This is a genomic window from Haloplanus sp. C73, assembly GCF_051195115.1.
Classification (GTDB): Archaea; Halobacteriota; Halobacteria; order Halobacteriales; family Haloferacaceae; genus Haloplanus.
Genome location: NZ_JBNTJZ010000002.1, coordinates 183,786 through 208,573, shown reverse-complemented (window position 1 = coordinate 208,573; position 24,788 = coordinate 183,786). Strand labels below are relative to the sequence as shown.

23 protein-coding genes and 1 CRISPR repeat array are annotated in these 24,788 nt (G+C 67.1%); of the genes, 11 read left to right on the top strand and 12 right to left on the bottom strand.

Translation table 11 applies throughout. The annotated features are described in order from the left end of the window. Positions 1-92 precede the first annotated feature (92 nt). Complete coding sequence (locus tag ACQUSQ_RS05425) at positions 93-986, top strand: winged helix-turn-helix domain-containing protein (RefSeq protein ID WP_435067509.1); 894 nt, start codon at positions 93-95, stop codon at positions 984-986. Here the strand turns inward: ACQUSQ_RS05425 and ACQUSQ_RS05420 are convergent. Genes ACQUSQ_RS05420 through nasA form a run of 3 tightly spaced genes read right to left on the bottom strand, consistent with a single transcriptional unit; the run spans position 983 to position 4,649 of the window. Next, on the bottom strand, positions 983-1,141 hold the full coding sequence (locus ACQUSQ_RS05420; protein WP_435067508.1) for a hypothetical protein: 159 nt from the start codon (positions 1,139-1,141) through the stop codon (positions 983-985). The genes ACQUSQ_RS05425 and ACQUSQ_RS05420 overlap by 4 nt on opposite strands. Next, positions 1,141-2,490, bottom strand: a complete 1,350-nt coding sequence (locus tag ACQUSQ_RS05415; protein ID WP_435067507.1) for an MFS transporter — start codon at positions 2,488-2,490, stop codon at positions 1,141-1,143. Before ACQUSQ_RS05415 ends, ACQUSQ_RS05420 begins: the two co-directional genes overlap by 1 nt. Continuing rightward, positions 2,487-4,649: an assimilatory nitrate reductase NasA gene (gene nasA / locus ACQUSQ_RS05410; protein ID WP_435067506.1), complete on the bottom strand. Its 2,163-nt coding sequence runs from the start codon at positions 4,647-4,649 to the stop codon at positions 2,487-2,489. Before nasA ends, ACQUSQ_RS05415 begins: the two co-directional genes overlap by 4 nt. A gap of 327 nt (positions 4,650-4,976) precedes the next feature. Between nasA and mch the strand changes: the two genes are divergently transcribed. The 6 genes from mch (at position 4,977) to ACQUSQ_RS05380 (ending at position 9,955) form a co-directional block, all read left to right on the top strand. Then, positions 4,977-5,909, top strand: a complete 933-nt coding sequence (gene mch / locus ACQUSQ_RS05405) for a methenyltetrahydromethanopterin cyclohydrolase (protein ID WP_435067505.1) — start codon at positions 4,977-4,979, stop codon at positions 5,907-5,909. Further along, complete coding sequence (locus ACQUSQ_RS05400; protein ID WP_435067504.1) at positions 5,906-6,388, top strand: hypothetical protein; 483 nt, start codon at positions 5,906-5,908, stop codon at positions 6,386-6,388. The genes mch and ACQUSQ_RS05400 overlap by 4 nt, the downstream gene beginning before the upstream one ends. 25 nt (positions 6,389-6,413) lie before the next feature. Next, the gene (locus tag ACQUSQ_RS05395; protein WP_435067503.1) at positions 6,414-6,929 is read left to right on the top strand and encodes a hypothetical protein; all 516 of its coding nucleotides are present in this window, start codon (positions 6,414-6,416) and stop codon (positions 6,927-6,929) included. Positions 6,930-6,982: 53 nt separating this feature from the next. After that, positions 6,983-7,450 carry a DUF5812 family protein gene (locus tag ACQUSQ_RS05390; protein WP_435067502.1) on the top strand — a complete coding sequence of 156 codons (468 nt, stop codon included), beginning with the start codon at positions 6,983-6,985 and terminating at the stop codon, positions 7,448-7,450. Positions 7,451-7,511: 61 nt separating this feature from the next. Beyond that, the gene (gene secF, locus ACQUSQ_RS05385; protein WP_435067501.1) at positions 7,512-8,399 is read left to right on the top strand and encodes a protein translocase subunit SecF; all 888 of its coding nucleotides are present in this window, start codon (positions 7,512-7,514) and stop codon (positions 8,397-8,399) included. Next, the gene (locus ACQUSQ_RS05380) at positions 8,399-9,955 is read left to right on the top strand and encodes a preprotein translocase subunit SecD (protein ID WP_435067500.1); all 1,557 of its coding nucleotides are present in this window, start codon (positions 8,399-8,401) and stop codon (positions 9,953-9,955) included. The genes secF and ACQUSQ_RS05380 overlap by 1 nt, the downstream gene beginning before the upstream one ends. Before the next feature lie 14 nt (positions 9,956-9,969). On the opposite strand, the gene rnhB is transcribed toward ACQUSQ_RS05380, so the two are convergent. From rnhB to ACQUSQ_RS05355, 5 genes are all read right to left on the bottom strand, one after another. After that, on the bottom strand, positions 9,970-10,608 hold the full coding sequence (gene rnhB, locus ACQUSQ_RS05375) for a ribonuclease HII (protein ID WP_435067499.1): 639 nt from the start codon (positions 10,606-10,608) through the stop codon (positions 9,970-9,972). Between the two features lie 332 nt (positions 10,609-10,940). After that, complete coding sequence (locus tag ACQUSQ_RS05370) at positions 10,941-11,141, bottom strand: hypothetical protein (RefSeq protein ID WP_435067498.1); 201 nt, start codon at positions 11,139-11,141, stop codon at positions 10,941-10,943. Positions 11,142-11,533: 392 nt separating this feature from the next. After that, positions 11,534-12,948: direct repeats of the CRISPR family, unit length 30 nt; unit sequence GCTTCAATCCCACAAGGGTCCGTCTGAAAC. A gap of 101 nt (positions 12,949-13,049) precedes the next feature. Next, positions 13,050-13,589: a peptide-methionine (S)-S-oxide reductase MsrA gene (msrA, locus tag ACQUSQ_RS05365; RefSeq protein WP_435067497.1), complete on the bottom strand. Its 540-nt coding sequence runs from the start codon at positions 13,587-13,589 to the stop codon at positions 13,050-13,052. Between the two features lie 37 nt (positions 13,590-13,626). Further along, on the bottom strand, positions 13,627-14,907 hold the full coding sequence (locus ACQUSQ_RS05360) for a tRNA pseudouridine(54/55) synthase Pus10 (RefSeq protein WP_435067496.1): 1,281 nt from the start codon (positions 14,905-14,907) through the stop codon (positions 13,627-13,629). A 38-nt stretch (positions 14,908-14,945) separates the two neighbouring features. Next, positions 14,946-15,449 carry a DUF4112 domain-containing protein gene (locus ACQUSQ_RS05355; RefSeq protein WP_435067495.1) on the bottom strand — a complete coding sequence of 168 codons (504 nt, stop codon included), beginning with the start codon at positions 15,447-15,449 and terminating at the stop codon, positions 14,946-14,948. An 87-nt stretch (positions 15,450-15,536) separates the two neighbouring features. Here ACQUSQ_RS05355 and ACQUSQ_RS05350 point away from each other — a divergent pair, with 87 nt between their 5' ends. The 3 genes from ACQUSQ_RS05350 to purQ are packed head-to-tail and all read left to right on the top strand — an operon-like array spanning position 15,537 to position 17,538. Then, entirely contained in the window at positions 15,537-16,550 is a 1,014-nt protein-coding gene (locus ACQUSQ_RS05350; RefSeq protein WP_435067494.1) for a phosphoribosylaminoimidazolesuccinocarboxamide synthase, read from the top strand. Positions 16,551-16,597: 47 nt separating this feature from the next. Next, positions 16,598-16,849: a phosphoribosylformylglycinamidine synthase subunit PurS gene (gene purS / locus ACQUSQ_RS05345; RefSeq protein WP_435067493.1), complete on the top strand. Its 252-nt coding sequence runs from the start codon at positions 16,598-16,600 to the stop codon at positions 16,847-16,849. Beyond that, the gene (gene purQ, locus ACQUSQ_RS05340) at positions 16,846-17,538 is read left to right on the top strand and encodes a phosphoribosylformylglycinamidine synthase I (protein WP_435067492.1); all 693 of its coding nucleotides are present in this window, start codon (positions 16,846-16,848) and stop codon (positions 17,536-17,538) included. Before purS ends, purQ begins: the two co-directional genes overlap by 4 nt. A 1-nt stretch (position 17,539) precedes the next feature. Here the strand turns inward: purQ and ACQUSQ_RS05335 are convergent, their stop codons facing one another. Both ACQUSQ_RS05335 and ACQUSQ_RS05330 read right to left on the bottom strand, forming a co-directional pair. Beyond that, the gene (locus tag ACQUSQ_RS05335; protein ID WP_435067491.1) at positions 17,540-19,627 is read right to left on the bottom strand and encodes a hypothetical protein; all 2,088 of its coding nucleotides are present in this window, start codon (positions 19,625-19,627) and stop codon (positions 17,540-17,542) included. A gap of 89 nt (positions 19,628-19,716) precedes the next feature. Then, on the bottom strand, positions 19,717-20,787 hold the full coding sequence (locus tag ACQUSQ_RS05330; protein WP_435067490.1) for an archaeosine biosynthesis radical SAM protein RaSEA: 1,071 nt from the start codon (positions 20,785-20,787) through the stop codon (positions 19,717-19,719). 182 nt (positions 20,788-20,969) lie between these two features. Between ACQUSQ_RS05330 and ACQUSQ_RS05325 the strand changes: the two genes are divergently transcribed. Next, on the top strand, positions 20,970-22,895 hold the full coding sequence (locus tag ACQUSQ_RS05325) for an aldehyde ferredoxin oxidoreductase family protein (RefSeq protein ID WP_435067489.1): 1,926 nt from the start codon (positions 20,970-20,972) through the stop codon (positions 22,893-22,895). Between the two features lie 16 nt (positions 22,896-22,911). Here the strand turns inward: ACQUSQ_RS05325 and ACQUSQ_RS05320 are convergent, their stop codons facing one another. Both ACQUSQ_RS05320 and ACQUSQ_RS05315 read right to left on the bottom strand, forming a co-directional pair. Further along, positions 22,912-23,496, bottom strand: coding sequence for an NUDIX hydrolase (locus ACQUSQ_RS05320; protein WP_435067488.1), 585 nt, complete (start codon positions 23,494-23,496; stop codon positions 22,912-22,914). A 33-nt stretch (positions 23,497-23,529) separates the two neighbouring features. After that, positions 23,530-24,780: a hypothetical protein gene (locus ACQUSQ_RS05315; protein ID WP_435067487.1), complete on the bottom strand. Its 1,251-nt coding sequence runs from the start codon at positions 24,778-24,780 to the stop codon at positions 23,530-23,532. Positions 24,781-24,788: the final 8 nt, after the last annotated feature.

Genomic DNA, 24,788 nt, shown 5'->3' with positions numbered 1-24,788 from the left:
TCGTACATCCTGAACGGACGCCGGGTTAAATCCCCGGCGTGGACCGCGGCACGGCGAAGGGTTATATACGTTGGAGACCGCCGTCCTGTACGGTGACTGACGAGACGGAAGGGCTCAGTCCGGACGACGCCTTCACGCTCTTGGCCAACCAGACGCGCATCAAGATTATCAGAGCGTTGGGCGAGGTGTCGACACCGGGCGCCCCCGAAGCGCTCGCCTTCTCGGAGCTACGGCGCCGGGCGGATATTTCGGGCAGCGGTCGGTTCAACTACCACCTCGGTAAACTGGTGGGGGAGTTCGTCGAGGAGACGGAGTCCGGCTACCGACTGAACTACGCCGGCATTCGGGTGTATCAGGCCATCAAGGCGGGAACCTTCACCGACCGGGTGCGTCGCGAGCCGTTCGAACTCGACGACGACTGCCACGTCTGTGGCGCGTCACAGGAGGCCGCCTATCTCGACGGCACGTTTCGCGTCCGGTGTGCGGACGACGACTGCGGGGCGACGTTCTACCGGTACTTCTGTCCGCCGAGTAGCCTGACCGACCGCGAGCGGGCGGGCGTGCTTCGCGCGGCCAACGAGCGCCTCCAGCGCGAAATCGCGTCGATGGCGAAAGGCGTCTGTCCGTGGTGTAGCGGGCGCATGACGTCTCGCGTCCTCCCGACGGACGCGGAGATGCCGCTCCGGGACAACCCCGCCATCGAGCACCGGGTGTTGCACGCCTGCGAGACGTGTGACGGGTCGGTGTACACCCGCCTCGGCGGCCTGTTGGTGACCCATCCCGCCGTCGTCGCCTTCTATCACGACCACGCTATCGACGTGACGCGCCGCCACATCTGGAGTCTTCCCTTCGCCGCCTCCGACGAGCGGACGACGGTCACGAGCGAGGACCCGTGGCGCGCGACGGTTCGCATCGACTGCGGCGACGACACGCTTCGAATCCGCCTCGACGACGACCCGTCGGTGGTCGAGACGGCCCGCGTCTAGTGGGCGAGAAAGCCCGCCTGTCCGTTGAAGGCTAGATACAGCGAGAACGCCGTCACGAGGATGGCGAGCATCATCTCCCCGTAGAGGATGGCCTTCCCCCACGCGTACCAGTCGCCGTACTCGGCGTCGTCGTCCGTCTCGGACGTGTGGCCCATCAGTCATCACCTCCCGTGGGCGCCCGCGCGTCGCCACCGAGCCAGCGCCGGGCCGACCCGAAGCCGTGTTCGCGGGGGTCTTCGTCGTAGCGCATCGCCCAGACGTACACGCCCATGATGGGGACGAACAGGAGGAGGGCGACGACGGCATAGCCCATGTGGATGTTGGGGACGTAGCCGTAGACCAGCGGGTAGACGATGCCGCCGCTGGTGGAGACGCCACCGATGAACCCCGAGGCGGTTCCGGGGCGGTCCTCGAACAGGACCGGAACGATGGCGAAGACGCCGCCGGTGCCGAAACTCACCGTGATGCCGAAGGCGGCGAGGACGACGACGGAGACGGGGAGCAAGCCGGCGAGGCCGGCGAGTGTCAGCCCTACCATCGAGAGCGTGATGAGGACGAGCGCCGTCATCAGCCAGTGGACTCGCGGCGAGTAGTCTTGCGTCGTCGAGAGAATCGGATACGGCGTCCACCCCTTGCGCTGCCAGAGGTCGGACATGTAGCCGGAGAAGGGGCGGAACAGCGAGGCGTTGAACGACTGGACGGCGGCGAAGGTCCCCGCGGCGGTCTGAATCGCGGCGGTGCCGGTGAAGCCGAGGTCGGCGATGGCGCCGTCGAAGCCCTGTGCGTAGTAACTCGGCAGCCACGAGTTCATCGCGATTTCGAGGCCGAACGACATCGCGTACGCGAGCATGAGCGCGATGGCGGCAAAGCGCGTCCAGACGAACAGCGTGTCGCCGAGCGACGTGTTCTCCCGCGCCGTCTCCGCAGTGGCGACGTCTTTCGCAGGCTGACCTCGCCACTTGTAGACGGCGGCGATGAGGAGTGCGACGATGCCGAGATGGAGGAAGGCGTCGGAGAAGTTGGTGCCGTAGATGCGCGGAAGGAGAAGGGCACCGACGCCAGCGCCGACGTTGCCGGTGCCGGCGTACAGCCCCTCGGCGGTCCCGATTTCGTGTTCGTCGAACCACTGGGCGACGTGCTGGATGCCGACGACGAAACTGATGCCCGCGCTCGCGACGACCAAGCGCTCGATGAACAGCACTTGGAAATCGGAGAGAAAGCCGATGCCGGAGGCATAGGCGGAGGCGATGCTGACGGCGCCGGAGTACGCGAGGATGACGGTGAAGACGTTGTGCGCGCCGATTCGGTCGGCGGCCCACCCGGCGAGGACGCGCCCGGGCGGCGCGAGCCAGATGGCCGAACTCGCGAGGAGGGCGAGTTGCCCCGTCGTGAGACCGTAGAACTCGCCAATACTCGGGCTAAAGGCCGCCGTCGAGAACCACATGAGAAACGCCCAGAAGAAGGCGACGGTGGCGAGAATCAGCTGCTCGATTTTGTTCGTCATGGGTGTTGCGGGGGCCGTTCACGCTCGAAGGCCGGCGTCCGGGAGTCGGACTCGGGGCGGGCGAGCCGAACCGCACACTGCTTGAAGTTCGGCTCGTCGGACCGCGGGTCCGTCGCGGGATGGGTGAGGTCGTTCGTCGCCGGATGGTGGATAGGGAGCCACACGACGCCCTCGGGAACGGCGTCATCCGGCGTGATGCGGGCGATGACGTCGCCGCGGCGGGAGGCGACGCGAGCGTGCAACTCGTCGGCCTCGTTCGGTTCGAGGGCGTCGCGATGGGTATCGAGCGTCTCGGGGTGGACGCGAGCGACGAGCGGTCCCGGGTCGTCGGGCGAATCGCGCGATCGGACGCCGGTGTTGTAGCCGTCGGCCTGTCGTGCCGTGGTGAGGAGGAGCGGGTACTCGTCGTCGGTGGCCTCGGGGAGCGGGCGCCCTTCGCCGTCGCTGAAGCGGGCGCGACCGGAGGGGGTCGGGAACGACCAGTCGTCAGATTCCGAGACGCATGGCGTCTCGCTGGATTCCGAGGAGCGTGGCTCCTCGCTCTCGTAGTAGCGATACCCGGCGCTCGTCTCGGCGTCGGGCGCGGGCCAGCGCACGGCGAGTTCCTCGTCGAGTCGCTCGTGGCTGATGCCCGAGCAGTCGGCGTCGGTGCCGGCGGTGAGCGCCGCGAACTCGTCGAAGACGCTCGCGGGGTCCGTCGGGCGGTCGAACAGGCCGTCGACGAGGACGTTCCCCAGCGTCGCGATGATGTTGAGGTCGGTGCGGACGCCGCGAGGCAGGTCGCTCGCCGGCCGAATCCGCGAGACGGTGCGCTCCATGTTGATGGCCGTGCCGTCCGACTCGCCCCACGTCGCCGCGGGGAAGACGACGTCTGCGTGTTCGACCGTCTCGGTGCGGAAGGCGTCCTGCACGACGAGGAAGGTGTCGTCGAGAGCGTCGGCTACGTTGGTGGCGTCGGGCATGCCAGCGACGGGGTTGGTGGCGACGGCGTACACCGACTCCACCGGGCCGTCGTCGATGGCGTCGACGATGCCGACCGGGCCGGGGCCGGGGTCGTCGGGCAGGCGGTCGACCGGCACGTCCCACGCGTCGGCGACGACGGCGCGTTCCTCGGGGTCGCCGAAGTCGCGGTGGCCGGGCCACGTCCCCTTCGAGGAGCAGACGCGCGTCCCCATCGAGTTGGCCTGCCCGGTGAGCGAGAAGGGGCCGGTGCCGGGACCGAGATTCCCCGTCGCGAGACAGAGGTCGATGAGCGCGCCCGCGGTGTCGGTCCCTTGGACGCTCTGGTTGACACCCATTCCCCAGTAGACGAGGGTGTCGCGGCCGAACGCGTCGGCGAGGCGGTCGACGACACCCATCGAGACGCCGGCGCGGTCCGCCGCGGCTTCGGGGTCGGGCAGCGACTCGCGGAGGGCGTCGAATCCAGTGGTTACCTCCGCCACGAACGCCTCGTCGACGCCGCCGGTCTCGACGATGCGAGCGAGGACCGCCCGCGCGAGGTCGAGGTCGCCGCCGGGGTCGACGGCGACGTGGTGGTCGGCGGCGTTCGCCGTCTTCGTCCGCACGGGGTCGACGACTATCAGGTCGCCGTCGTCCTCCGCGTTCTGCGTAATCCAGCGACACATGACCGGGTGAGCAACGGCGGGGTTGGCCCCCCAGACGACGTGTGTCTCGGCCTCGGAGATATCCTCGTAGGTCGGCGGCGGGGCGTCGCTGCCGAAGGCGTCGTAGTACGCCGTCACCGCACTCGCCATACACAGGGTCGTGTTGGCGTCGTAGTATCGCGTGCCGATGCCGCCGCGGGCGAGTTTGCCGAGGGCGTACGCCGCCTCGTTAGTCTGCTGGCCGCTCCCGAGGACGGCCACGGCGTCGGGTGACGCGTCCATCGCCTCGCCGAGGCCGCGCTGAGCCTCGAACAGCGCCGTGTCCCACGTCGTCTTCACCAGTTCGCCGTCGCGCCGGACCATCGGGCGCGTGAGCCACTCCCCGTCGGGGTCGGCCGTCTCGCTGATACCGCGCGAACACGCCATCCCGCGGTTGACGGGGTAGTTCGCGTTGCCACGGACGGTGTCGATGCCGTAGCCGATGTCGACGCCACGCTGGAGCAGTCCACACCCCACCGCACACCGCATACACGTCGTCGGAATCGGGTCGGTCATCGCCCGCCTCGCCGTGTCTGTTCCTGAGTGCCAGTTCGTCCACCACATCCACAGTATGTCATCAGTATGTTCAGAATCATCGGTGTTTGTGCCCTATCTGGAATCCACAGTCGAGAAGTACTGGACGCTAATTCACTAAAAAGATTGTGTGATTGTTCGTCCAGCGTATCGCCGTTTGGGTAGCTGATAGAACGCAGATATTGCGGTAAAGGAAGGCACCAACATCTGATATCGAGATTAGAGTGGACGAACGTCGTATTAATTTTCTAATCGAGTCGTCTGTCGGCACTGGCAACCCCTTTAACCGAAAGCGCCCAATCGGGCCGCATGGAGAGTCTCAATCGGATGGCCGTCGAACTCGTCGACGAGGCAATCGACTTCGCGGGCGAACTCAACGTCGACGTCCTCGAACTCGATTCGGGAGCGACGGTGCTCGATTTCGGCGTGACGGCGGCGGGTGGTCTCGAAGCGGGCCTGTTGCTCGCGGAGATTCAGACGGCGGGCTTGGCGACGATTCAGACCCGGATGGACGAGGTTGCGGGCACGCCCTTTCCCCACGTCGAACTCACGACGGACAAGCCGGCGCTCGCGCTGCTCTGCTCGCAGAAGGCGGGCTGGGAACTCGTCACCGAGAGCGTCGACGGCCTCGGCTCCGGGCCGGCGCGAGCGCTCGTCGGCGAGGAGACGGAGTTCGAAGTCGTGGGCTACTACGACGAGTTCGATCTGACGGTACTGACCATCGAGGGCGCGACGCTACCGGGCGACGACGCGGCCGAACAGGTGGCCGACCGCGCCGGCGTCTCGCCGAGCGGCGTGTTCCTTCCCACGTACCCGACGGGGTCGATGGCGGGCAGCGTCAGCGCCGCCGCCCGCGCGCCCGAACTCGCGCTCTTCCGGCTGTTCGAACTCGGCTACGACCCGACGGACGTGGTGTCGGCCGCCGGAAGCGCCCCCGTCGCGCCCGTGAGTCACGACGAGTCGGTCGCGATGGGCCGCACGAACGACGCGCTGGCGTACGGCGGGCAGGTGTATCTGCAGGTGCGCGAGGACTTCGACCGGTTCGACGAGGTGCCCTCCACCGCTGCCGACGAGTACGACACCCCCTTCGAGCAGGTGTTCGAGGACGCCGACTGGGACTTCTACGAGGTGCCCGAATCCGTGTTCGCACCCGCAGAAGTGACCGTCGACGTCATCAACGGCCCGACGTACGCGCTGGGCGAGACGAACCACGACCTGCTGGCCGAGTCGTTCGGGCTGTGAAGTTCAAGCCCGTCCCGCCCGCACCGGACGAATTCGAGTTCGTCGAGCGCGCCCAGCGGGCGGTGCCGCTCGTGCCCGACACCGAGGCCGACTGCTGTGCCCGGCTGGTCGGCCGACTCGACCTCTCGGCGCGCGACGACGCGCGGACGTGGCTCACCTTCCTCCGAGCGCTCGAACTCGTCACGGAAACGCCGTCGGGGTTTCGCCGAACCGAGACGACGCCGACGGTGCCGGACTGTCGCGCGGCGCTCCTCGGCCGCGTCGTCGCCGCCGAGGCGGTCCACGACACGCTCGGTTCGGAGCCGCTGACGGCCGACGAGGCGTTCGAGGCGGTTCGCGAACAGGTGCCGACGTGGGAGCGTCACAGCGACCCGTCGTGGGAGGCGGCGTGGCGCGAGCGCGTGGCGGCCCTGCTCGACTGGTTCGTCCTCCTCGACACCGCGGAGCGGGTCGGTGACGGCCGCTTCCGGTCCCGTTAACTCCCCCCACTGTGTAGCGCCGCCAATGGCGGACGACTACGGCGGCGTCCTCGGTGCCTTTCCCTACGCCTTCCGCGCGAGCGACTCGTGGCTCCTCCGGTCTTACGTCGTCCTCGGCGGCCTGCTGACCGTCGCGGTGAGCGCCCTCTTCGTGACGGCGGTCATCGGCGTCATCGCCGGGACGACGGGCGGCCGCGGCGGGAACCTGACGCTCTCGCGGTCGTTTTTCGCCGTCGTGGGGCTGTTCGTGGTCGTCCCGCTGGTGGCGCCCGTGCTGTTCGTGGCGCGGCGCCACCGACGCCGAGACGCGGCGGCCGGTGACACTCGATACGACGCCGCCCTCGCGCTGGCCGGCTACCTGTTCGTCGGCGCGCTCTACGTCGGCGTCGTGATTTCCGTGCCGCCGGCCCAGCAGACGACGCCGACGGGGCTGTTCGCGCCCGTCGTGGCGACGCTGTACGCGCTCCCTCAACCCGTCGGGGTGGTGCCGCCGCTCGTCGCGGCGGGTGCGATAGGACTGGTCCACCGCTGGTTTCGGTGAGACCGTACGTCGACGACGAAACCCGGAAACCGCTCGCCCGCCTACGGCCGTCCATGACGGAGAAGACCGGCACCTTCCTCGTGACTGCGGCGGACGACGAGAGCGCGGTCCTCACGGACGTGGACGACGGGCAGGTTCACACGCTGGTCGACAACCCCGGCGTCGCCGTCGGCGAGGCAATCGAGGGGACAGTCGCCGCCGAGCCCCCGCTGGAGGTGGCGTGGCGGCTCGTCGACGAAGCCGAGCGCTGGACGATTAGCGTCGAGGAGAGCGACGAATCGCCGACGACACACGAGCGCGAGATGGCGTCGGAACAGGGCGTCGGCGAACTGACGAAACGAGAGCGGGCGGGCATCGGCGAGATACACGTGTTGACCGTCGAGAAGGACGGTACCGACGAGGCCGTGGCGGACGTCCTCGACGACACGGAGGGGCTTCGGTCGCGCGCCGCCCGGCTCGGCGTCGAGCGGGTGGTGGTGCGCTCGGAGCCGGGCGTGGTGAGCGTTCGGTATCTGCCCTGAGACGCGACCTCTCCAAGCGGACATAAGAAGGCTTAGTAGGCGTCGGGCTGGACCGGCGAGCATGGTAGCGTTCGAAGTACCGGAAATCGATTACACCCGGTACACGAATCGTCAGCTCGCGGCGGTTCCGCTCGCGGTACTCGCCATCGCCCTCCTGATTATCGCGGGATGGTACGTCGCGACCGGCGTTCCAGTCAATCCCGGCCTCGATTTCACGGGCGGCGCGGAGATTCGTGTCGCCGTCGACGGCCCGAGTGACCAAGCCCGCGCACAGATTGAGCAGGCGTTCGACCCCGCTCCCGAGACGGTCCGGAGCGTTCCGAATCCGAACGCAGACAGCACGACGTACATCCTGACGTTCCAGACCGAAACGGTCGGTGTCTCGGCGTTAGAGGAGCAAGCGAGAGCCGCCGGCTTCGAAGTCGAGTCGAGTTACACCGTCTCGCCGTCGTTCGGGTCGCGGACGCAGACGCTCGCTCTCGGCGGCGTCGCCTTCGCCTTCTTCGGCATGAGCGCGCTCGTCTTCCTCCTGTTCCGAACGTTCGTTCCCTCTATCGCCGTCGTCATCTCGGCGTTCTCCGACGTCGTCGTGCCCGTGGCGCTGATGAATCTCCTCGGCATCGAACTCACGCTGGGGACTGTCGCCGCGCTCCTGATGCTCATCGGGTACAGCGTCGACTCGGACATCCTCCTCAACAACCACATCCTCCGCCGGTCGGGTGGGTTCTACGAATCCACTCACCGCGCGATGCGGACCGGCGTGACGATGACGCTCACGTCGCTCTCGGCGATGGTCGTCATGACCATCGTGGCAACGCTGTTCGGCATCCAACTGCTCGCCGCCATCGGGACCGTCCTCGTGTTCGGTCTCGCGACGGACCTGATGAACACCTACATGCTCAACCTCAGCCTCCTCCGCTGGTACAAGTACGAAGGGGTGTCGAACTGATGGGGACGTTCCGAGACAACTGGCGCATCTTCCTACTCGTGTTCGTCCTTCTGGCGAGCCTGTTCGCCCTGTTCTCGCCGACGATGGCGCAAGACGGCGGCGCCACGGCAGGACAGGCGAGTGACAGTCCGACCAACCTCGAATACGGCCTCCAGCTCTCCGGCGGGACGCGAATCCGGGCGCCGCTAATCGGGGTGACCGCGACCGAAGTCGAGTTCGGGTCGGACGAGGCGCCAGCAATCGAGCGCAACGTCGCGAACGAACTCGACAACGTGACCGTCGCGGACGTCATCGTGCGGCCCGAGACGCAGACATCGGGCACCGTCGAAGTGACCGCCGACGGCGTTTCCCCCGACCAACTCGGGAGCGCCCTCGACGCCGCGGGCTACGCCTACGAGGAGACACGCGATGGCGTCACCGAGGAGACGCGGTCGCAGACGGTCGACATCCTCTCGAACAAAATCAACGAAGCGGGCCTCTCCGGCGGGACCGTCCAGCAGATTCAGACGCCCACCGGTGAGAACTACATCCTCATCGAGGTGCCCGACGAGAACCGGCAGGACGTCGTCGACTTGGTGAACCAGCGCGGGAACGTCCGCGTCGACGTCTACTACCCGACGAACGGCGAGTACCAGCAGGAGACGGTGCTCGAACGTGACGACTTCCAGAGCATCGGTAACGCGCGACAGGGCGGCGAGGGCCAGCTACCTCACGTTCCCGTCGTGGTGCGTGAGAGCGAAGCGCCCGGATTCCAGGAACGGATGGTCGAGACGGGCGTCGCGAGTCAGGGCGGTTCGACGTGTCGCTACGGAACCGCTCCGAACGGCACCGAGGCGTGTATGCTGCTCGTCGTCGACGGTGAAGTCGTCAACGCCTTCGGGATGAGTCCCGGTCTCGCCGCGGACATGCGCTCGGGCGACTGGGCGCAGGACCCACGGTTCATCCTCCAGACGCAGAACTTCAGCGGCGCGCGAGAGGTGGCCATCAACCTGCGAGCCGGTGCGCTCCCCGCATCGCTCGACATCGGCCCGAACGGCGAGGGCACCTCCTCGTTCATCTCCCCCAGTCAGGGTGAGCAGTTCCGTATCAACTCGCTCCTGACCGGTCTCATCGCCGTCCTCGCCGTCGCGGGCGTCGTCTTCCTGCGCTACGGCGAAGTCGAGGTGGCGCTGCCGATGATAGTCACCGCGCTCTCCGAGGTGGTCATCCTCCTCGGGTTCGCGGCGGGCATCGGCTATCCGCTCGACCTCTCGGTCATCGCGGGCTTCATCGCCGTCATCGGGACCGGGGTTGACGACCTCATCATCATCGCCGACGAGGTGATGTCACAGGGCGACGTGAACAGTCGTCGCGTGTTCCAGTCGCGCTTCCGCAAGGCGTTCTGGGTCATCGGCGCCGCCGCCGCGACGACCATCATCGCCATGAGTCCGCTGGCCGTCCTCTCGCTGGGCGACCTGCAGGGCTTCGCCATCTTCACCATCCTCGGCGTGCTGGTGGGGGTCCTCCTCACCCGGCCGGCGTACGGTGACATCCTCCGTGCGCTCCTGACGCGCTGAAGGTAGCCGCTTTTTTAGAAATCGGCGAGCGACGACTGCGCCGCCGCGTCGAGAACGTCCGCACAGGTCGACCACGACGCCCGCGCACACGCCGGCAGTTCGCCGTTGTCGCGGACGTATCTCGCCAGAAAGTCACGAGTTCGCTCGTCGCTCGGATAGCCGCTTCCCACGTCGCCGTATCGCTCCGTCAGCGCCTCGATTCGGGCGTCGCGCTCCACTTTCGCGACGACGCTCGCCGCCGCGACGTGGGGGTGGTTCTCGTCGGCCCGGTGTTCCGCCGTCACCGTCACGTCAGTCGCGACGCCGTCGTCCACCCGCCGACCGAATCGGTCGGCGTTCACGTCGCCCGCGTCGACGACGACGGCATCGCCCGCCGCCGCGACGTCCGCGATGGCCTCGGCCTGTGCCGCCACGGTCAGGCCGTTCATGTCCGTCTCGGGCGCGTCGATGCGGGCCGGCGTAATCACCGCGACGGCGACGGTGGTCGCGTCGCTCTCCCGGAGACGCTCGGCCAACTCGCGGCGGCGGGCGGGCGCGAGGCGCTTCGAGTCGTCGACGCCCGACGGGATGGCGTCGGCGGGCGCGCGCACCGCCGCCGCGACCATCGGCCCCAACACCGGCCCCTTGCCCGCCTCGTCGGCACCAACCTGCATACTGGCGGGTTGGGGGTGGGCGACTAAACCGTTCGGGTCAGACGGATTATCGTAAGTCGTTACCGGTGGTCTGCCAGACCGCCTTGGCGGACCACCAGTAAACAGTTCCAATACGCCGTATCAGTCGTCGGCCGGCGGCGTCAGCGTCTGCGTCTCGGCCGCCGCGTCCTCGTCCTCCTCCTCGGCCTCGGCGTACCGCTCCGCTATCAGGTCGATTGGCTTGTGATGGTGGCACATGGTTCTATCCCCACATTCGTAACGGATGCACCGGAATAAATGTTGGGTGAGAATCAGGAGCGGCGATTGGGAATACAGTACGTGGGGAGGTTAGCTCACACGTCGAAGCCGTGTCGCCTGAGCGCCTCGGCCAGTTCACTGTCGGGAGCGGCCGTGAACTCGACCAACGATGACTCTGGCCTCGTCGTCGTATACAGCTCAGAGTCGATGTTGTCGGGGATTTCGTTCGTGTGTGACTTGTCCACGACGGCAACTGATATGTTCGGCCCCGTGGCCGTATCGTCTGACTCACTCATCACTGGTAGTACGGGAAGGCGACAGTTGGCCTTTGGCATTCGGGTATGCGGTGGGTGTTGGCGAGGGTCGTCTGTAACACCGACAACGGGGGGAACAGGAGAGCACAGAGTGTAAGCATGTTATCGACTCGATAAGGTCCATCTGAAACGCTCGCGCGCTCCGCCTGCGCTTGAGAGACGTCGACGGTGCTTCGACCCACAAGGGTCCATCTGAAACCAGAATTAGATGTCGACGACCTGCTCGCGGAGCCGCTCGTTGAACTCTTCGTTCGCCTGTTCGATGCGCCTCTTGATTTCGTCTTCTGGGACGCCATCGAGTGTTTCTTTCGCCATTCTTGCTCCTTGATTAGCGTACTGCATTCTCACGTATGTAATCTTGGGCAATACGGAAGGCTTCGGTCCCACAAGGGTCCGTCTGAAACCTCGACCCGCTGCGGACGATTGCCGAACGGCTGATGAAGCTTCGACCCCACAAGGGTCCGTCTGAAACTGGCGAGCTCGAAGCCGGCGAGCGGGATATCGAAGTGGGCTTCAATCCCACAAGGGTCCGTCTGAAACTTGTTAGACGATGCCAAAGTCTCACCTTGCTGGTAGCTTCAATCCCACAAGGGTCCGTCTGAAACAAACCGAAGCCAGTAGGTGGCGCCTTGGACGCTGTCGCTTCAATCCCACAAGGGTCCGTCTGAAACCCGTTCGTCGAGCGGCTGGTCGGTGGTGTCGGCTCCGCTTCAATCCCACAAGGGTCCGTCTGAAACACTCGGTCGACTACTCGATGGACTCATCCTCGTCGGGGCTTCAATCCCACAAGGGTCCGTCTGAAACTACGAGACTTCGGGGAGCCTCCTCACGGCCACGCGCTTCAATCCCACAAGGGTCCGTCTGAAACGGCCTGCCTCGACGCGGTCCGGGCGCTCCGTTGGCTTCAATCCCACAAGGGTCCGTCTGAAACTCGGCGCCGGTCTGGTGCGCGAGGTCGGCGGGCCGCTTCAATCCCACAAGGGTCCGTCTGAAACCCCGCCGTATTCGTCCTCCTTCGAGTAGACGAGCAGCTTCAATCCCACAAGGGTCCGTCTGAAACCAAGACTGGCCACTACCCGCCACAACCAGCCGACGAAGCTTCAATCCCACAAGGGTCCGTCTGAAACACTGTCACGTTCACTGTTCAGGACAACGCCGACAACGCTTCAATCCCACAAGGGTCCGTCTGAAACGTTCGTCATCGAGGACGTCGAGGACATCGACGACGACGCTTCAATCCCACAAGGGTCCGTCTGAAACTCGGCGTTCGCGTCGGCGGACCTCCGAACGCTGGCTTCAATCCCACAAGGGTCCGTCTGAAACACGAGGTGGACGCATGACGCTCAAATGCGACTGTGGGCTTCAATCCCACAAGGGTCCGTCTGAAACTGAGAACCGCTACCGGACCGGCCGCCGACTCGATTACTGCTTCAATCCCACAAGGGTCCGTCTGAAACGGGGCGTGTACTGCTCGACCGTCGCGCCGTCGAGTTGCTTCAATCCCACAAGGGTCCGTCTGAAACCGGTCGACGAGGCGAACGCTCGGCCGTCGTGGGCGAAGCTTCAATCCCACAAGGGTCCGTCTGAAACCTTTTTATCCAATCGCGCACCAAGTTGACAGTACGGGGCTTCAATCCCACAAGGGTCCGTCTGAAACTCGCGGCCAGTCACTCACTCCGGCAGGTCAACGAGGGCTTCAATCCCACAAGGGTCCGTCTGAAACGAGGCGACTGACATCGAGACACCGGCGACGGAGGGCGCTTCAATCCCACAAGGGTCCGTCTGAAACCATGGCCGATTGAGCCACGTATGCGGCTCTACTGGCCGTTCACACTTCATCGTTTTCGTCGACCCGCGATAGCCCCTGAACCCCCGGGGGGTTGATGGAACTCAGTCGTCGGCCACGCGCTCCGCGAACCGCTCGCGGACCTTCTGGATTTTGGGGCGCACCTGCATCTGGCAGTACGCTCGCTCGGGGTTGTTCGCGTAGTAGTCCTGATGGTAGTCCTCGGCCTCGTAGAACGTCTCCAGCGGCTCGATTTCGGTGACGATGGGGTCGTCGTAGGCGTCGGCGAGGCGCTCGATGGTCGCCTCGGCGAGTTCGCGCTGCTCCTCGTCGTGGGTGAAAATCGCGGAGCGATACTGCGACCCGACGTCCGGCCCCTGTCGGTCTTTTGTGGTCGGGTTGTGGAGCGCGAAAAACACCTCCAGCAGGGCCTCGTAGTCGAGAACGTTGGGGTCGTACTCGATTTGCACGGCCTCGGCGTGGCCAGTCGACCCGGAACACACCTCGTCGTAGGTAGGGTCGTCGACGTCGCCGCCGCAGTAGCCCGAGGTGACGCTATAGACGCCGTCGAGTTCCTGAAACGGGGCTTCGAGACACCAGAAACAGCCACCGGCGAGTGTCGCCGTCGCGCGGTCGTCGGTCATGGGCGCGTGTAGGCGCCGGACGCCTATGTACCCCGCGCTACGCGAAGTAGTCCTCGTCCTCGAAGGGTTCGTCCTCGCCCTCCACGGCGAGGACGTCGAGGGCGGTGACGCGCGCGCCGACGCCGAGGAGGTCCGCGAGACTCGGCTCCGTCCGGCCGTCGTCGCCCGAGATGAGTTCTTTGATATAGAGGCCGCCAGCGCCGTGAATCTCGATGGTGGCGTGCTGGGAGTCGTCGAGTTCGCCCGCGGCGTCGTACACCTCGCGAGTGCGGGTCAGGTTCGCGCGGCGGTGGTCGACGCGCTGGGGCGTGTACTGCTCGACCGTCGCGCCGTCGAGTTCGTCGAGGGCGGTAGCGAGGTCGTCGGCGTCGATTGGGGCGTCGAACTCGACGGCGGCGCGGTAGGTTTTGCTCGCCTCCAGCCGTTTCACGCGCTCGACCATGTCGTAGGTGGCGCGCCGGAGGCCCTCGACTTCGACGGCGCCGCCGGCGAAGGCGTTGATGTCGTCTTCGAGGCGGTCGGTGTCGACGGCGCGTCGGCGCGGCTCCTTCACCTCGACGACGAAGGGGCGGCCGGTGCCGAGCATGAGGGCGTCGACGTCCTCCCGGCCGGCGCCGTGGAAGACGGAGTCGACGCCGTCCATCACGTCCTCGACGAGGGGGGCGACGAACCCCTCGACGCTGTCGTCGTAGAGATAGCCCGACCCGCCGCAGTGGTCGCAGGGCTGGCTTCCCTGTCGTCCGCTGCCGTCGCACTCGCGACAGGGCCACTCGGTCTGGGGGATGTCGCGTTCGAGTTTTCGGTAGCGGCCGTAGACGAACGCGGAGTTTATCTCCGTCTCGACGCGGTCGGCGTCGAGGTCGATGAGAAACTGCACGTCCGGTCGCTGGAAGTCGACCTCGGTGTCGGTGAGTCGGCCGACGAGTTTGCCGACCTCGCGGTTGAACTCGGATTTGAATAGCTCGCCGGCGTCGGGGTCGGCGTCGATTTCCTCGCGAAGCAGGCGCTCGTTCTCCTCGATGAGCGGCGGGGTGCGAGTGCCGACCTGATACGTGTCGAACTCGATGTCGGCGACCGATTCGGCGGCGCGCTCGGCCCAGTCGTCGAAGGCGGCACACCGGCCCTCACACACCCAGCAGTCCGCGGTGTCGACGGGGTCGAACGGCTCGTCGTCATCGAGGGCGGCGGCGACGCGGAGCGAGCGGCCGCGCTCGGCGTTGGTCAGCCCGAAGCTCCGGTCGGCGAAGACGCGCCCCAGACACGCATCACACACCGGCCCGGTCGCGGCGAGCCGGCGCGCGTCGTCGAGGAGGCTCATACAGAGAGAGGGTCGGGCGCCCGTAACTGTCTTGCCATTCAGATGGCACGCGCGAGCCACCACGCCCCGGCGGCCAGAAGCGCCGTGACGACGAGCGAGAGGCCGGCGACGGCGGCGACGAGACGGCGGAGATAGCGGCGGTCCGCCGCCGCGCTCGCCGGGTCCGCGAGCCGGGTTTCGAGGAGGCGCGCCGACCGGAGGTTCGCCTTCCAGTAGGCATCGAACAGGTCGCCGACGACGGGGATGGTGCCGACGATGGCGTCAATCCAGAGGATGCAGGCGACCCGTGCAACGGTCGCGCGTGGAGCGCCGCTGCGGACCGTGACCGCGAGTACGTACGCGCTGAAGGCGACGCCGGCGGCGTCGCCGACGACGGGCAGGAGGCCAATCAGGGGCTCGACGCCGACCCGGTAGCTGGTGCCGGGGATGCGAATCGAGTCGTCGAGGAGGCGTCCCACATCGAGCAGTCGATTGATGTCGGGGTCGGAGACGGCGAGACGGACCGACTCGCTCCCGTCCGCGTCGCCGGTGGCGTCGGTCACGGGCGTCGCTACGGCGGCGTCGGTCAAAGCGTTCGGGGTCCGGGCGGTATACGAAGGTTCTTGCCAGCGGCGTTCGCCTTGCACACCATGACGAGCGTCAAGGAGTTCCGTATCGAGCGGGAGCCGACGGCGACGGCGACTGGGCGCGGGCGCTTTGCCTTCACCGACGACTACTCCGTCTTCGACTGGGGGCAGATGCCCGACCAGATTCCGGACAAGGGTCGGAGCCTCTGTACGATGGGCGCGTTCAACTTCGAACTGCTGGAGGCCGAGGGCGTCCCGACCCACTACCGCGGCGTCGGGCCGGACGCGGTGTCGCTGGACGACGCCGACGACGCGCCGCGCGAACTCGCCATCGACCTCGTGCAGGTGCCCGACCTGCCCTTCGAGAGCGGGACGTACGACTACGACGCCTACCACGCCGAGGCGGGTGACAACTACCTGATTCCACTCGAAATCGTCTTCCGCAACACGGTGCCGGTCGGGTCGAGTCTCCGGACGCGGGGCGACCCCGCCGACTACGACCTAGACTACGATTCGTGGCCGGACAAGACGGTTCAGCTCCCCGAACCAATCGTCGAGTTCTCGACGAAGTACGAGGAGCAGGACCGGTATCTCGACCGCGCGGCGGCCGACCGCATCGCGGGCGCCGCCGACATCGACGCACTCGAGGAGTTGGCGCGGACGGTGAACCGCGTCGTCACCGAGCAGGCGAGTCGGACGGGGTTCGTCCACGAGGACGGCAAAATCGAGTGTCTGTACGACGGCGGGACGATAGCGGTGGCCGACGTGGTTGGGACGTTCGACGAGAACCGCTTTGCCTACGACCAGCAGGAAGTGTCGAAGGAGGTGGTGCGCCAGTTCTACAAGCGCGCCCACCCCGAGTGGGTCGAAGCCGTGAGCGCGGCGAAATCGGAGGCAGACGAGCGCGGCGTGGCCGACTGGCGGGAACTCTGTGACGTCGACCCCGACCCGCTGCCGTCGGGCGTCGTCACCGCCGTCGCGGAGATGTACGCGGCGGGGGCAAACGCCTACACCCGCGAGGCGTGGTTCGACGCGCCGACCATCGACGCGGCCGTCGACGCGGTCCGCGACCTGTAACGGCGACTCCAAAACGGCTTTGGCCCACGGCGCCCGACGAGCGAGCGATGACGGCATACACCGCGACGGTGACGGTGCGACTCAAGCGGGGCGTCCTCGACCCGGAGGCGGAGACGGCCCAGCGCTCGCTCGAACGACTCGGGTTCGACCTCGACGACCTGCGGTCGGCGGACCGCTTCGAAATCGACATCGACGCCGAATCGGCCGACTCGGCGGCCGACCGCGCCGACGAGATGGCAGAGCGTCTGCTCGCGAACCCGACCATCCACGATTACGAGGTCGAGGTCACGGAGCGATGACCGTCGCGGTGCTTCAGTTCGGCGGGAGCAACTGCGACCGCGACTCGGTGCGCGCGCTCTCGCATCTCGGCATCGACGCCGAACGCGTCTGGTACGAGGACGGCCTCCCCGCCGACACGACGGGCGTGATGCTCCCCGGCGGCTTCTCCTACGGCGACTACCTCCGCGCGGGCGCGATGGCGGCCCAGACCCCCGTCCTCGACGAGGTGCGCGAGGCCGCCGCCGACGGCGTGCCAGTCCTCGGCGTCTGCAACGGCGCCCAGATTGGCTGCGAATCGGGGCTGACCCCCGGCGCCTTCACCACCAACCGGAGCGCGCGCTTCCAGTGTGAGCGGGTTCACGTCCGGGTCGAGAACGCCGACACGCCGTGGACACGCGCCTACGACGAGGGAGATATTCTGGAACTCCCCATCGCCCACGGCGAGGGGCGCTTCGAGGCCGACGACGACACCTACGACCGCCTCGTCGACGAGGACCGGATTCTCCTGCGCTACTGTGACGCGGACGGAACCGTGACCGACGAATCGAACCCCAACGGCTCGCGGGGCAACGTCGCGGGCGTCCTCGGTGACCGCGAGACGGTCGCAGTGATGATGCCCCACCCCGAGCGAGCGACGCTCCCCGACCTCGACGGGACGGACGGCGCGGGACTCCTCCGCGGGTTCGACGCGGTGGCGCCGACACAGTAGGTCAGAGTTTCTCCGACGCAATCGCCTGATTGGTTCGACGCTGGGCCTGTCCGAGACGCCGGTCCGCCGCGTCGGCTTCGGCCTCGGGAAGCGTGTCGCTGAGGCCGTCGAAGCGCTCGATGGCGCGCTGGAGATTCGAGGCGAGTGCTTCCAGCGCCCGGTCGGTGCCCTGTGAGTCCCCTCGCTCGGCACGCTCGGCGGCGCGGGTCGCGGCGCCGCTAACCGCCTCCATCGCCCGCAGGAGGCCGCCGAGCGTGGCTGTTTCGCCCGCGGCGCCGGGGGCGGTGTCGCCATCGTCGTCCCCCAGCGACGCGAGTCGTCCCGCCGTCTCGTCGGTGATGGTCGCGACGAACGACGCGAGCGACGCTTTCCCCGTCCGTGGGCGGTCGATACGGACCGGTTCGGTGTCGTCCGGGTTGACGCGGAAGGCGCCGACGGCGTCGTCGATATCTCTGACTTCCGTCGTGTACGCGCCGGCTCGATGGACGTAGACGGCGTCGGAGCCGTCGAGCGACGCCTCGTACAACCGACCGCCGAAGTCGTCGTCGACGGCGAGGGTGGCCAGTTCCGAGTCGGCGCCGTCGGCGTCGACTTCGAGTTTCGTCGCCTCGCCCGCGGCGACGAGCGGGATTTCACCCTCGACGCCGGCGACGGCGGTGGCCCCGGGCGACGTGTCGTCGTCGCCGTCCTCGACTCGGACGGGTTCGTCGTGAGGCGCGAGGCCCGCGGCGTTGACCGTCAGGCGGTGGTCGCCGGAGTCGACGCCGCGGAACATCGCGACGCCGCGGAAGGTGGGCGCGGCCGCGGGGTCGCTCCGGAGGAGGGCGATACCCTCTATCGACGTGTCCGTCGTCGTCACGCCGGCGCCGTCGGGGGCGTCGGCAGACTGGACCACCTCGCTCATGGTCGCGATGACGTCGTTGACGGGACCGGGCGGCGAGACGGCGTCGTAGCGGTCGGCGAGCGCCGAGCGGTGAGCGGGGTCGGTGATGTCGGCGGCGGGGTCGGTGTAGCGCGCTTGATGCCACGGCGTCCCGGCCGTCGTGATGTGGTTCGCGACGGCGTCCTCCGCAAATTTGGGAACGTCGAACTCGAAGCTCAACTGCGGTCCGGTGAACGCCGAGATGTGCTCGACATCGCTCGTCGGGACGAGGTCGTACGTGACGTCGGCCGAGTCGTCGACCGCGAAGGAGACGCCCGTCTCGCGTGCCGGCAGGTCGTCGGGCGGCGAGGTGAGTTCGTCGAACGAACGGACCGTCAGCGACGACGGCACGAGGGCGTCGCTATCGACCGAGGGCAAGCGCTCGTGTTCGTGGATTGGCTCGCCATCGAGTTCGGGGATAGCGTAGGGGAGGCGAAGCCCCTCGTCGCGTGGGAGGCCGTAGGCCGCCGGGAGTTCGGCGAGCGCCTCGATGACGCCAATCGCGCGGTTGGTGATGTCGGCAGGCAGGTCGCCGATGGGGAGTCGCTGGAAGGAGTCGGGGCGGTCGTTCAGCGACAGGGCGCTGGAGTGAGAGCCGAGTTCGGAGAGTACGCGCGGCACCCGCTCCGGGTCGGGGTCGAGATGCTCGTTGTTGGGAACCCGTCCCGAGTGCGAACTCGCGACGAACAGCTGGGGGTCGCCGGAGTCGGTGTCGACGAAGACGTGAACCACCTCCCAGTCGTGCCAGTGGAAGTTGGTCGAGAACTGGTCGAACGCGGAGTAGTACCAGAACTGGACGACGGCGAGCGGGGAGTCGGCGTACTCGACGGCGTGATAGAAGACGGTCGGGGCGGGCGGGCCGTGCCCCGAGGCGGCGTCGGCGGTGTAGCCGTCGAAGGCGTCGAAGCCGTCGACGACCGTCTCGCCGCCGCGCTCGCTCTCGTACGCCCGCGGGTCGGTCGGAAACCACCGCTCGGCGGCGTCGAAGGTGAGAATCGGCGCGAACCGCTCGGCCAGCGAGCGGGCGCGCTCGTCGGTCGGCGTCCGGGTCGGCGTGGTCGTCGCGTCGCCGTCGCCAGCGGAACAGCCGGCGAGCGACGCGGTGCCGGCGCCGGCGAGCGCACCCAGAAACGGGCGGCGACGGAGTCGGGCGTCAGACTCGGTCATGTCGCTGGCGGACTCGGCGGAGCTGAACGGGCGATGCGTCGGATGGCATACCCGCTACTGCGGGTCACGAGCGAAAGGTCTTGGGGCCGTCAGCGCGCGAGCGGCATGGCGTAGCTCGTCTCCGTCTCGACGACCGTCTCCCACGTCGCCTCGCAGTCACAGGACACCTGCTCGAACACGGCGGGGTCCTGCCGGAGGCTGAAGTCCTTGATGGCGCGCTCGACCTGCTCGTCGCACTCGCCGCAGTTGTGGGGGCCGCGCTCGCTCCCGCCGCCGACGGGGTCGGAGACGACGATGGCGTCGGCGTCGGCGGTGCGCTCAAGCACCTCGGCGACCGACCAGAGCCACGGCGGTCGATACCCGCCGTCGAAGTAGAGTTCGTCGACCATCGTGTAGCGCTGGACGTTACAGGGGTTCATCGAGACGGTATGGCAGTACTCCGCACATCGGCGGACGGAGTCGACCATGTCCTCGACGGCCTCGGATTCGGTGAGGAAGGGCGGCTTCATGAGGAGATACGCCTTGACACCGGCGCCGGCGGCGTCGGCTTCCTCCGTCGCGGCGACGAAGTCCTCGAAGTCGAAGTACTTGTTCACGCAGTCGTGGCGGACGCGGTCGGTGGCGGTCTCTAAGCCGACGGCGACGTCGGTGGCGAGGCCGTGGTCGGTGAAGTCGGCGAGTTTCTCGCGGTCGACGAAGTCGGGGAGGGATTCGACGACGATGCGCTCGCGGTCGGCGAAGGTGTCGGCGATGGCGGCGCGGGTCTCCGCACCGACTTCGCGCTCGTCGAGAAACGAGCCGGAGGTGTAGATTTTGATGAGGCCCGACTGCTCGTCGCCGTTCTCGCGCTCGTGTTCGAGACAGGCGTCTATCTGGTCCATGAGCGCGTCGTGAGGGACGGAGCCGCCCTCGACGGACTCGGCGACGTAGCCGCACATGGTACAGCCGCCGGCGCGCGCCCACCGACACCCGCCGGTGTTGAGGATGATTGTCAGGGACTGGTAGACGCCATCGGGCGTGTTGTCCTCGTCGAGCCAGACGCGAGTCGGCTCGTGGGGGTCGTAGCGTTTCTCCTTGCGCGAGCGAATGTCGCGCATCACCTGATTGTGGGCGTCCATGCCCTTCCCCTGCTCGTAGACTTCGGGGCTCGGCTCGCTCATTGCCGGCGGTAGTCGGGCGACGCGTAAAGCGGCTTCGGGACCCCCTAACGGCGAGCGAGCGACGGCTACATTCGGGTTTCAGTGACACGAAACTGCCCGATTCGGGTGTGTAACCAGATGCAGTTACATCACCGAAGCAACGACTAACAGCTTGGAGGTGTTATAAACTAACGTACGTTACCATGACTGACTTAGGCGGATTCAGAGATCACGTAGCGCACGTGGACCTCAGCGAGGGCGACGTCTCCTATCAGGGCGTCGACGACGAGGACGCGAAGAAGTACATCGGGGGCCGCGGCCTCGGTGTGAAGTACGTCTTCGACGCTGGTCCGGAAGTCGACCCACTGGGTCCCGACAACCGACTTGTGTTCATGAACGGCCCGCTCACCGGCTCCCAAGCCGTCATGAGTGGCCGAATCGCCATCTGTACGAAGTCCCCGCTCACGGGGACGGTGACGGACTCCCACCACGGTGGCTGGTCCGGCGCCCGACTCAAGTGGTCCGGCTTCGACGGCCTCATCTTCGACGGTCAGGCGGACGACCCCGTCTACGCCGTCGTCGAAGATGGCGAGGTCGAACTCCGTGACGCCTCCCACATCTGGGGCAAGGGCGTCCACGAGACCCGCGAAATCCTCGAAGAGGAAGTCGACGGGTCCTACGGCAAGAACCTCTCGCACATGGCCATCGGTCCGGCCGGCGAGAACGAGGTTCGACACTCCTGCATCGTCAACGAGGACGACCGAGTCTCGGGCCGTGGTGGCACGGGCTGTGTGATGGGCAACAAGGGCCTGAAGGCCATCGTCGTGAAAGCGGGGACGGACATGCCCAAGCCCGCCGACTCCGACACGTTCGGCGAGGGCGCCCGCGAGGCCATGCAGGTCATTCAGGAGTCCGACGTCACCGCGCCCAACGAGGGCGCGCTGTCGATGTACGGTACCAACGTGCTCATGAACATCACGGAGGAGATGGACGGTCACCCGACCAAGAACGGTCAGTACACGTCCTCCTTCGCGATGAACGAGGCAGAGGGTACGGACATCGAGGCAGAACGCATCAGCGGCGAGAACGTTCGCGAGAACATCCTCGTCGACGAGCCGACCTGTCACTCCTGCCCCGTCGCTTGTAAGAAGGAAGTCGAAGTCAACTACAAGCACAAGGGCGAGGACATGAACGTCCGGATGGAGTCCTACGAGTACGAGAGTGCGTGGGCCCTCGGCACCAACTCGGCGAACGACGACCGAGACGCCGTCGCGGTCATGATTGACCGCTGTAACGACATGGGCGTCGACACCATCGACATGGGGAACCTCTTCGCCATGGCGATGGAGATGACCGACAAGGGCAAACTCGACGCCGGCATCGACTGGGGCGACGAGGAACGCATGATCGACCTCATCGAAGAGGTCGCCCACCGCAACAGCGAACTCGGCGACCTGCTCGCCAAGGGCGCACGGCGCCTCGCTGAAGCGAAGGATGCCCACGACTGCCGTCTCGACGTCAAGGGCCAGACCATCGCCGCCTACGACCCGCGCGCCATGAAGGGTATGGGCATCGGCTACGCGACGTCGAACCGCGGTGCCTGCCACCTGCGCGGCTACACGCCGGCTGCCGAGATTCTCGGCATCCCGGAGAAGGTCGACCCCTACGAGTGGGAGGGCAAGGGCGAGCTTTGCGCCACCTTCCAGGACCTGCACGCCATCTCGGACTCGTTCGACATCTGCAAGTTCAACGCGTTCGCAGAGGGCATCGAGGAGTACATCAAGCAGTACAACGGCATGACCGGCCGCGACCTCACGGAGAACGAGCTCATGACGGCCGGTGAGCGCGTGTACAACCTCGAACGCTACTTCAACAACCTCGCCGGCTTCGACGGCTCGGACGACACGCTTCCGGGTCGCTTCGTCGAAGGCGATGAGGAAGCCATCCCCGGCCAGCGCGGCTCCGAGGGTGAGCTGTGTGAACTCGCAGAGATGAAAGAGGAGTACTACAGCCACCGTGGCTGGGAAGACGGCGTCGTCACCGACGACACGCTCGAACGCCTCGACATCGACATCGGTCCGGGTACGGGCGTCTCCGGCGCTGGCGGTCAGGCGCCGGCCGACGACTAACTCCCCACGCGAACCTTTATTTTTTTGCGGGCGTCGACCCCGTAGCGCCAGCAGTGTGACGGAGTTCGAACTGCGAGAGCGCGAGCACTGCCCGCCCGTCGCGCAGACCGCCGTCGACGGCCGCGGCGAGGAGGGCGTCGTAGTCGGCGGTGTCGACGCGGATGCTCTCGTTGAAATCGAGGTCACGCGCCGCCGTCGGCGTACAGCCCCGCGCGACGAAGTGGTGGTGGACGGAGTTGGCGATGCCGTTCGTCGGTTCGACGGTACAGAGATGCGTCATCGAGTCTGCCTCGTACCCCGTCTCCTCGCGGAGTTCGCGCCGGGCGGCCGTCGCGAGGTCGGTGTCGCCATCCTCGACCGACCCGGCGGGGAGGCCGCGGTTCACGCGCCCGACCGCCTGTCGCCACTCCTCGATGACGATCACATCGCCAGCGGGCGTAAACGGGAGGACGACCACCGCGGGCGACTCGTCGACGTAGTGGTAGTCGGTGTCGGTGCCGTCCGGAAGGGTCACGTCGTCGCGGCGGACGTCGAAGCCGGGACAGGTGTAGTCGATAGCCGAGTCGGTCGTCTCCCACGCGAGGTCGTCGCCGTCGTCCATACCGGCGGTGCGGCGGGCGGCGTCAAAAAGCCCCTACTCGCGCCAGCGGACGACGAGGCCGGCCCCGACGAGGGCGACGGAGACGAGGGTCATGAGAAGGTGAATCTCGCCGACCCAGCGCGGGAGGCGGACGGCGGCGCTGACGAGGCGGAGCAGGGGCGTGAGGACGGGCACCCCTCCGGCGGCCGTCGCCGCACCCGCGTCGCCGTAGGTCGGCGCGCCGACGGGTTCACCGACGGGTTCACGGTCGGCCTCGTAGGGGAGGGTGCGGTAGTCGAACTGGTGTTCCCAGACGACGGTGCCGGACGCGTTGACCTCGACGAGGCGGGCGTTGCGCGTGTCGGTGATGAGCGTGTTGCCGTTGGGGAGGCGGTCGGCGTCGCGCGGCCAGTCGAAGGGCTGGCCAGCCGCGCCCCGGAGTTGCCAGACGGGGTCCCACGTGCCGTCGTCGGTGCGGTGGAGTTCGACCACGCGGTGGTTCTCGCTGTCGGCGACGAGGACGGCGCCGTCACCGAGCCACTGCGGGTTGTGCTGGTGATAGAGTATCTCGGGGTCGCCGACGAGACCATCGTCGTCCGTCGCGTCGTCGTGGTCGGCGTTGATGACCTCGACGACGCCCTCGCCGCGCTGGAGGACGAGCAACTGGTTCGCGTTGCGCACGGAGACGAGGAATCGCCCGTCACCGATTCGGTCGACGTCGTTGATGTGGAGCCAGTCGGTCGTCGTCGGGTCGTCGGGGGCCTCGTAGCGAGTGCTCGCGTTCCACTGCCACGTGACCGACCCGTTCTCGACGATGGCGATGCGCTCGTGTTCCATGTCGGCGAGGACGAAGCCACCGCCGGGCAGGGGTTCGACGTCGTGGACTTCGCTCGCGACCCGATTCCGGACCGGGAACGACCACTCGGAGACGACTTCCGGGGACGGGTCGGGGTCGACAATTCGGAAGCCGGTGCGGTGACACGGCGAGTCGTAGGGGCCGCAGTCTTGGTAGCCGCCGGCCATGTAGCCGGCGAGGACGGACCCGTTGTCGAGGCGAGTCACGTCGAAGTAGACGCCGTCGGTCGAGGTGCGCCAGCGCTCCTCGGTGCCGTCGAGGAGGCGGACCGAGCCGCCGTCGTGATAGCTGCCGACGCCTTGGACGCCGACGAGCGTGGTCTGGTCGGTGCCGGTGTCGGTTCCGGACGTGGCGGTCGGTGACAGCGCCGCCCCGGCGACGGCGGTGGTGAGAAAGCACAGACAGCCGAGGACGACGAGTACGTCGCCGGTGCCGAACCGGGAGGACATCGTCGGAC

What these genes read in the sequence shown, in the direction of transcription:
- ACQUSQ_RS05420 (WP_435067508.1), bottom strand. Translation starts at nt 1,141, where the DNA reads ATGGGCCACACGTCCGAGACGGACGACGACGCCGAGTACGGCGACTGG.
- ACQUSQ_RS05415 (WP_435067507.1), bottom strand. Translation starts at nt 2,490, where the DNA reads ATGACGAACAAAATCGAGCAGCTGATTCTCGCCACCGTCGCCTTCTTC.
- nasA (WP_435067506.1), bottom strand. Translation starts at nt 4,649, where the DNA reads ATGACCGACCCGATTCCGACGACGTGTATGCGGTGTGCGGTGGGGTGT.
- mch (WP_435067505.1), top strand. Translation starts at nt 4,977, where the DNA reads ATGGAGAGTCTCAATCGGATGGCCGTCGAACTCGTCGACGAGGCAATC.
- ACQUSQ_RS05395 (WP_435067503.1), top strand. Translation starts at nt 6,414, where the DNA reads ATGGCGGACGACTACGGCGGCGTCCTCGGTGCCTTTCCCTACGCCTTC.
- ACQUSQ_RS05390 (WP_435067502.1), top strand. Translation starts at nt 6,983, where the DNA reads ATGACGGAGAAGACCGGCACCTTCCTCGTGACTGCGGCGGACGACGAG.
- secF (WP_435067501.1), top strand. Translation starts at nt 7,512, where the DNA reads ATGGTAGCGTTCGAAGTACCGGAAATCGATTACACCCGGTACACGAAT.
- ACQUSQ_RS05380 (WP_435067500.1), top strand. Translation starts at nt 8,399, where the DNA reads ATGGGGACGTTCCGAGACAACTGGCGCATCTTCCTACTCGTGTTCGTC.
- rnhB (WP_435067499.1), bottom strand. Translation starts at nt 10,608, where the DNA reads ATGCAGGTTGGTGCCGACGAGGCGGGCAAGGGGCCGGTGTTGGGGCCG.
- ACQUSQ_RS05370 (WP_435067498.1), bottom strand. Translation starts at nt 11,141, where the DNA reads ATGAGTGAGTCAGACGATACGGCCACGGGGCCGAACATATCAGTTGCC.
- msrA (WP_435067497.1), bottom strand. Translation starts at nt 13,589, where the DNA reads ATGACCGACGACCGCGCGACGGCGACACTCGCCGGTGGCTGTTTCTGG.
- ACQUSQ_RS05360 (WP_435067496.1), bottom strand. Translation starts at nt 14,907, where the DNA reads ATGAGCCTCCTCGACGACGCGCGCCGGCTCGCCGCGACCGGGCCGGTG.
- ACQUSQ_RS05350 (WP_435067494.1), top strand. Translation starts at nt 15,537, where the DNA reads ATGACGAGCGTCAAGGAGTTCCGTATCGAGCGGGAGCCGACGGCGACG.
- purS (WP_435067493.1), top strand. Translation starts at nt 16,598, where the DNA reads ATGACGGCATACACCGCGACGGTGACGGTGCGACTCAAGCGGGGCGTC.
- purQ (WP_435067492.1), top strand. Translation starts at nt 16,846, where the DNA reads ATGACCGTCGCGGTGCTTCAGTTCGGCGGGAGCAACTGCGACCGCGAC.
- ACQUSQ_RS05335 (WP_435067491.1), bottom strand. Translation starts at nt 19,627, where the DNA reads ATGACCGAGTCTGACGCCCGACTCCGTCGCCGCCCGTTTCTGGGTGCG.
- ACQUSQ_RS05330 (WP_435067490.1), bottom strand. Translation starts at nt 20,787, where the DNA reads ATGAGCGAGCCGAGCCCCGAAGTCTACGAGCAGGGGAAGGGCATGGAC.
- ACQUSQ_RS05325 (WP_435067489.1), top strand. Translation starts at nt 20,970, where the DNA reads ATGACTGACTTAGGCGGATTCAGAGATCACGTAGCGCACGTGGACCTC.
- ACQUSQ_RS05320 (WP_435067488.1), bottom strand. Translation starts at nt 23,496, where the DNA reads ATGGACGACGGCGACGACCTCGCGTGGGAGACGACCGACTCGGCTATC.
- ACQUSQ_RS05315 (WP_435067487.1), bottom strand. Translation starts at nt 24,780, where the DNA reads ATGTCCTCCCGGTTCGGCACCGGCGACGTACTCGTCGTCCTCGGCTGT.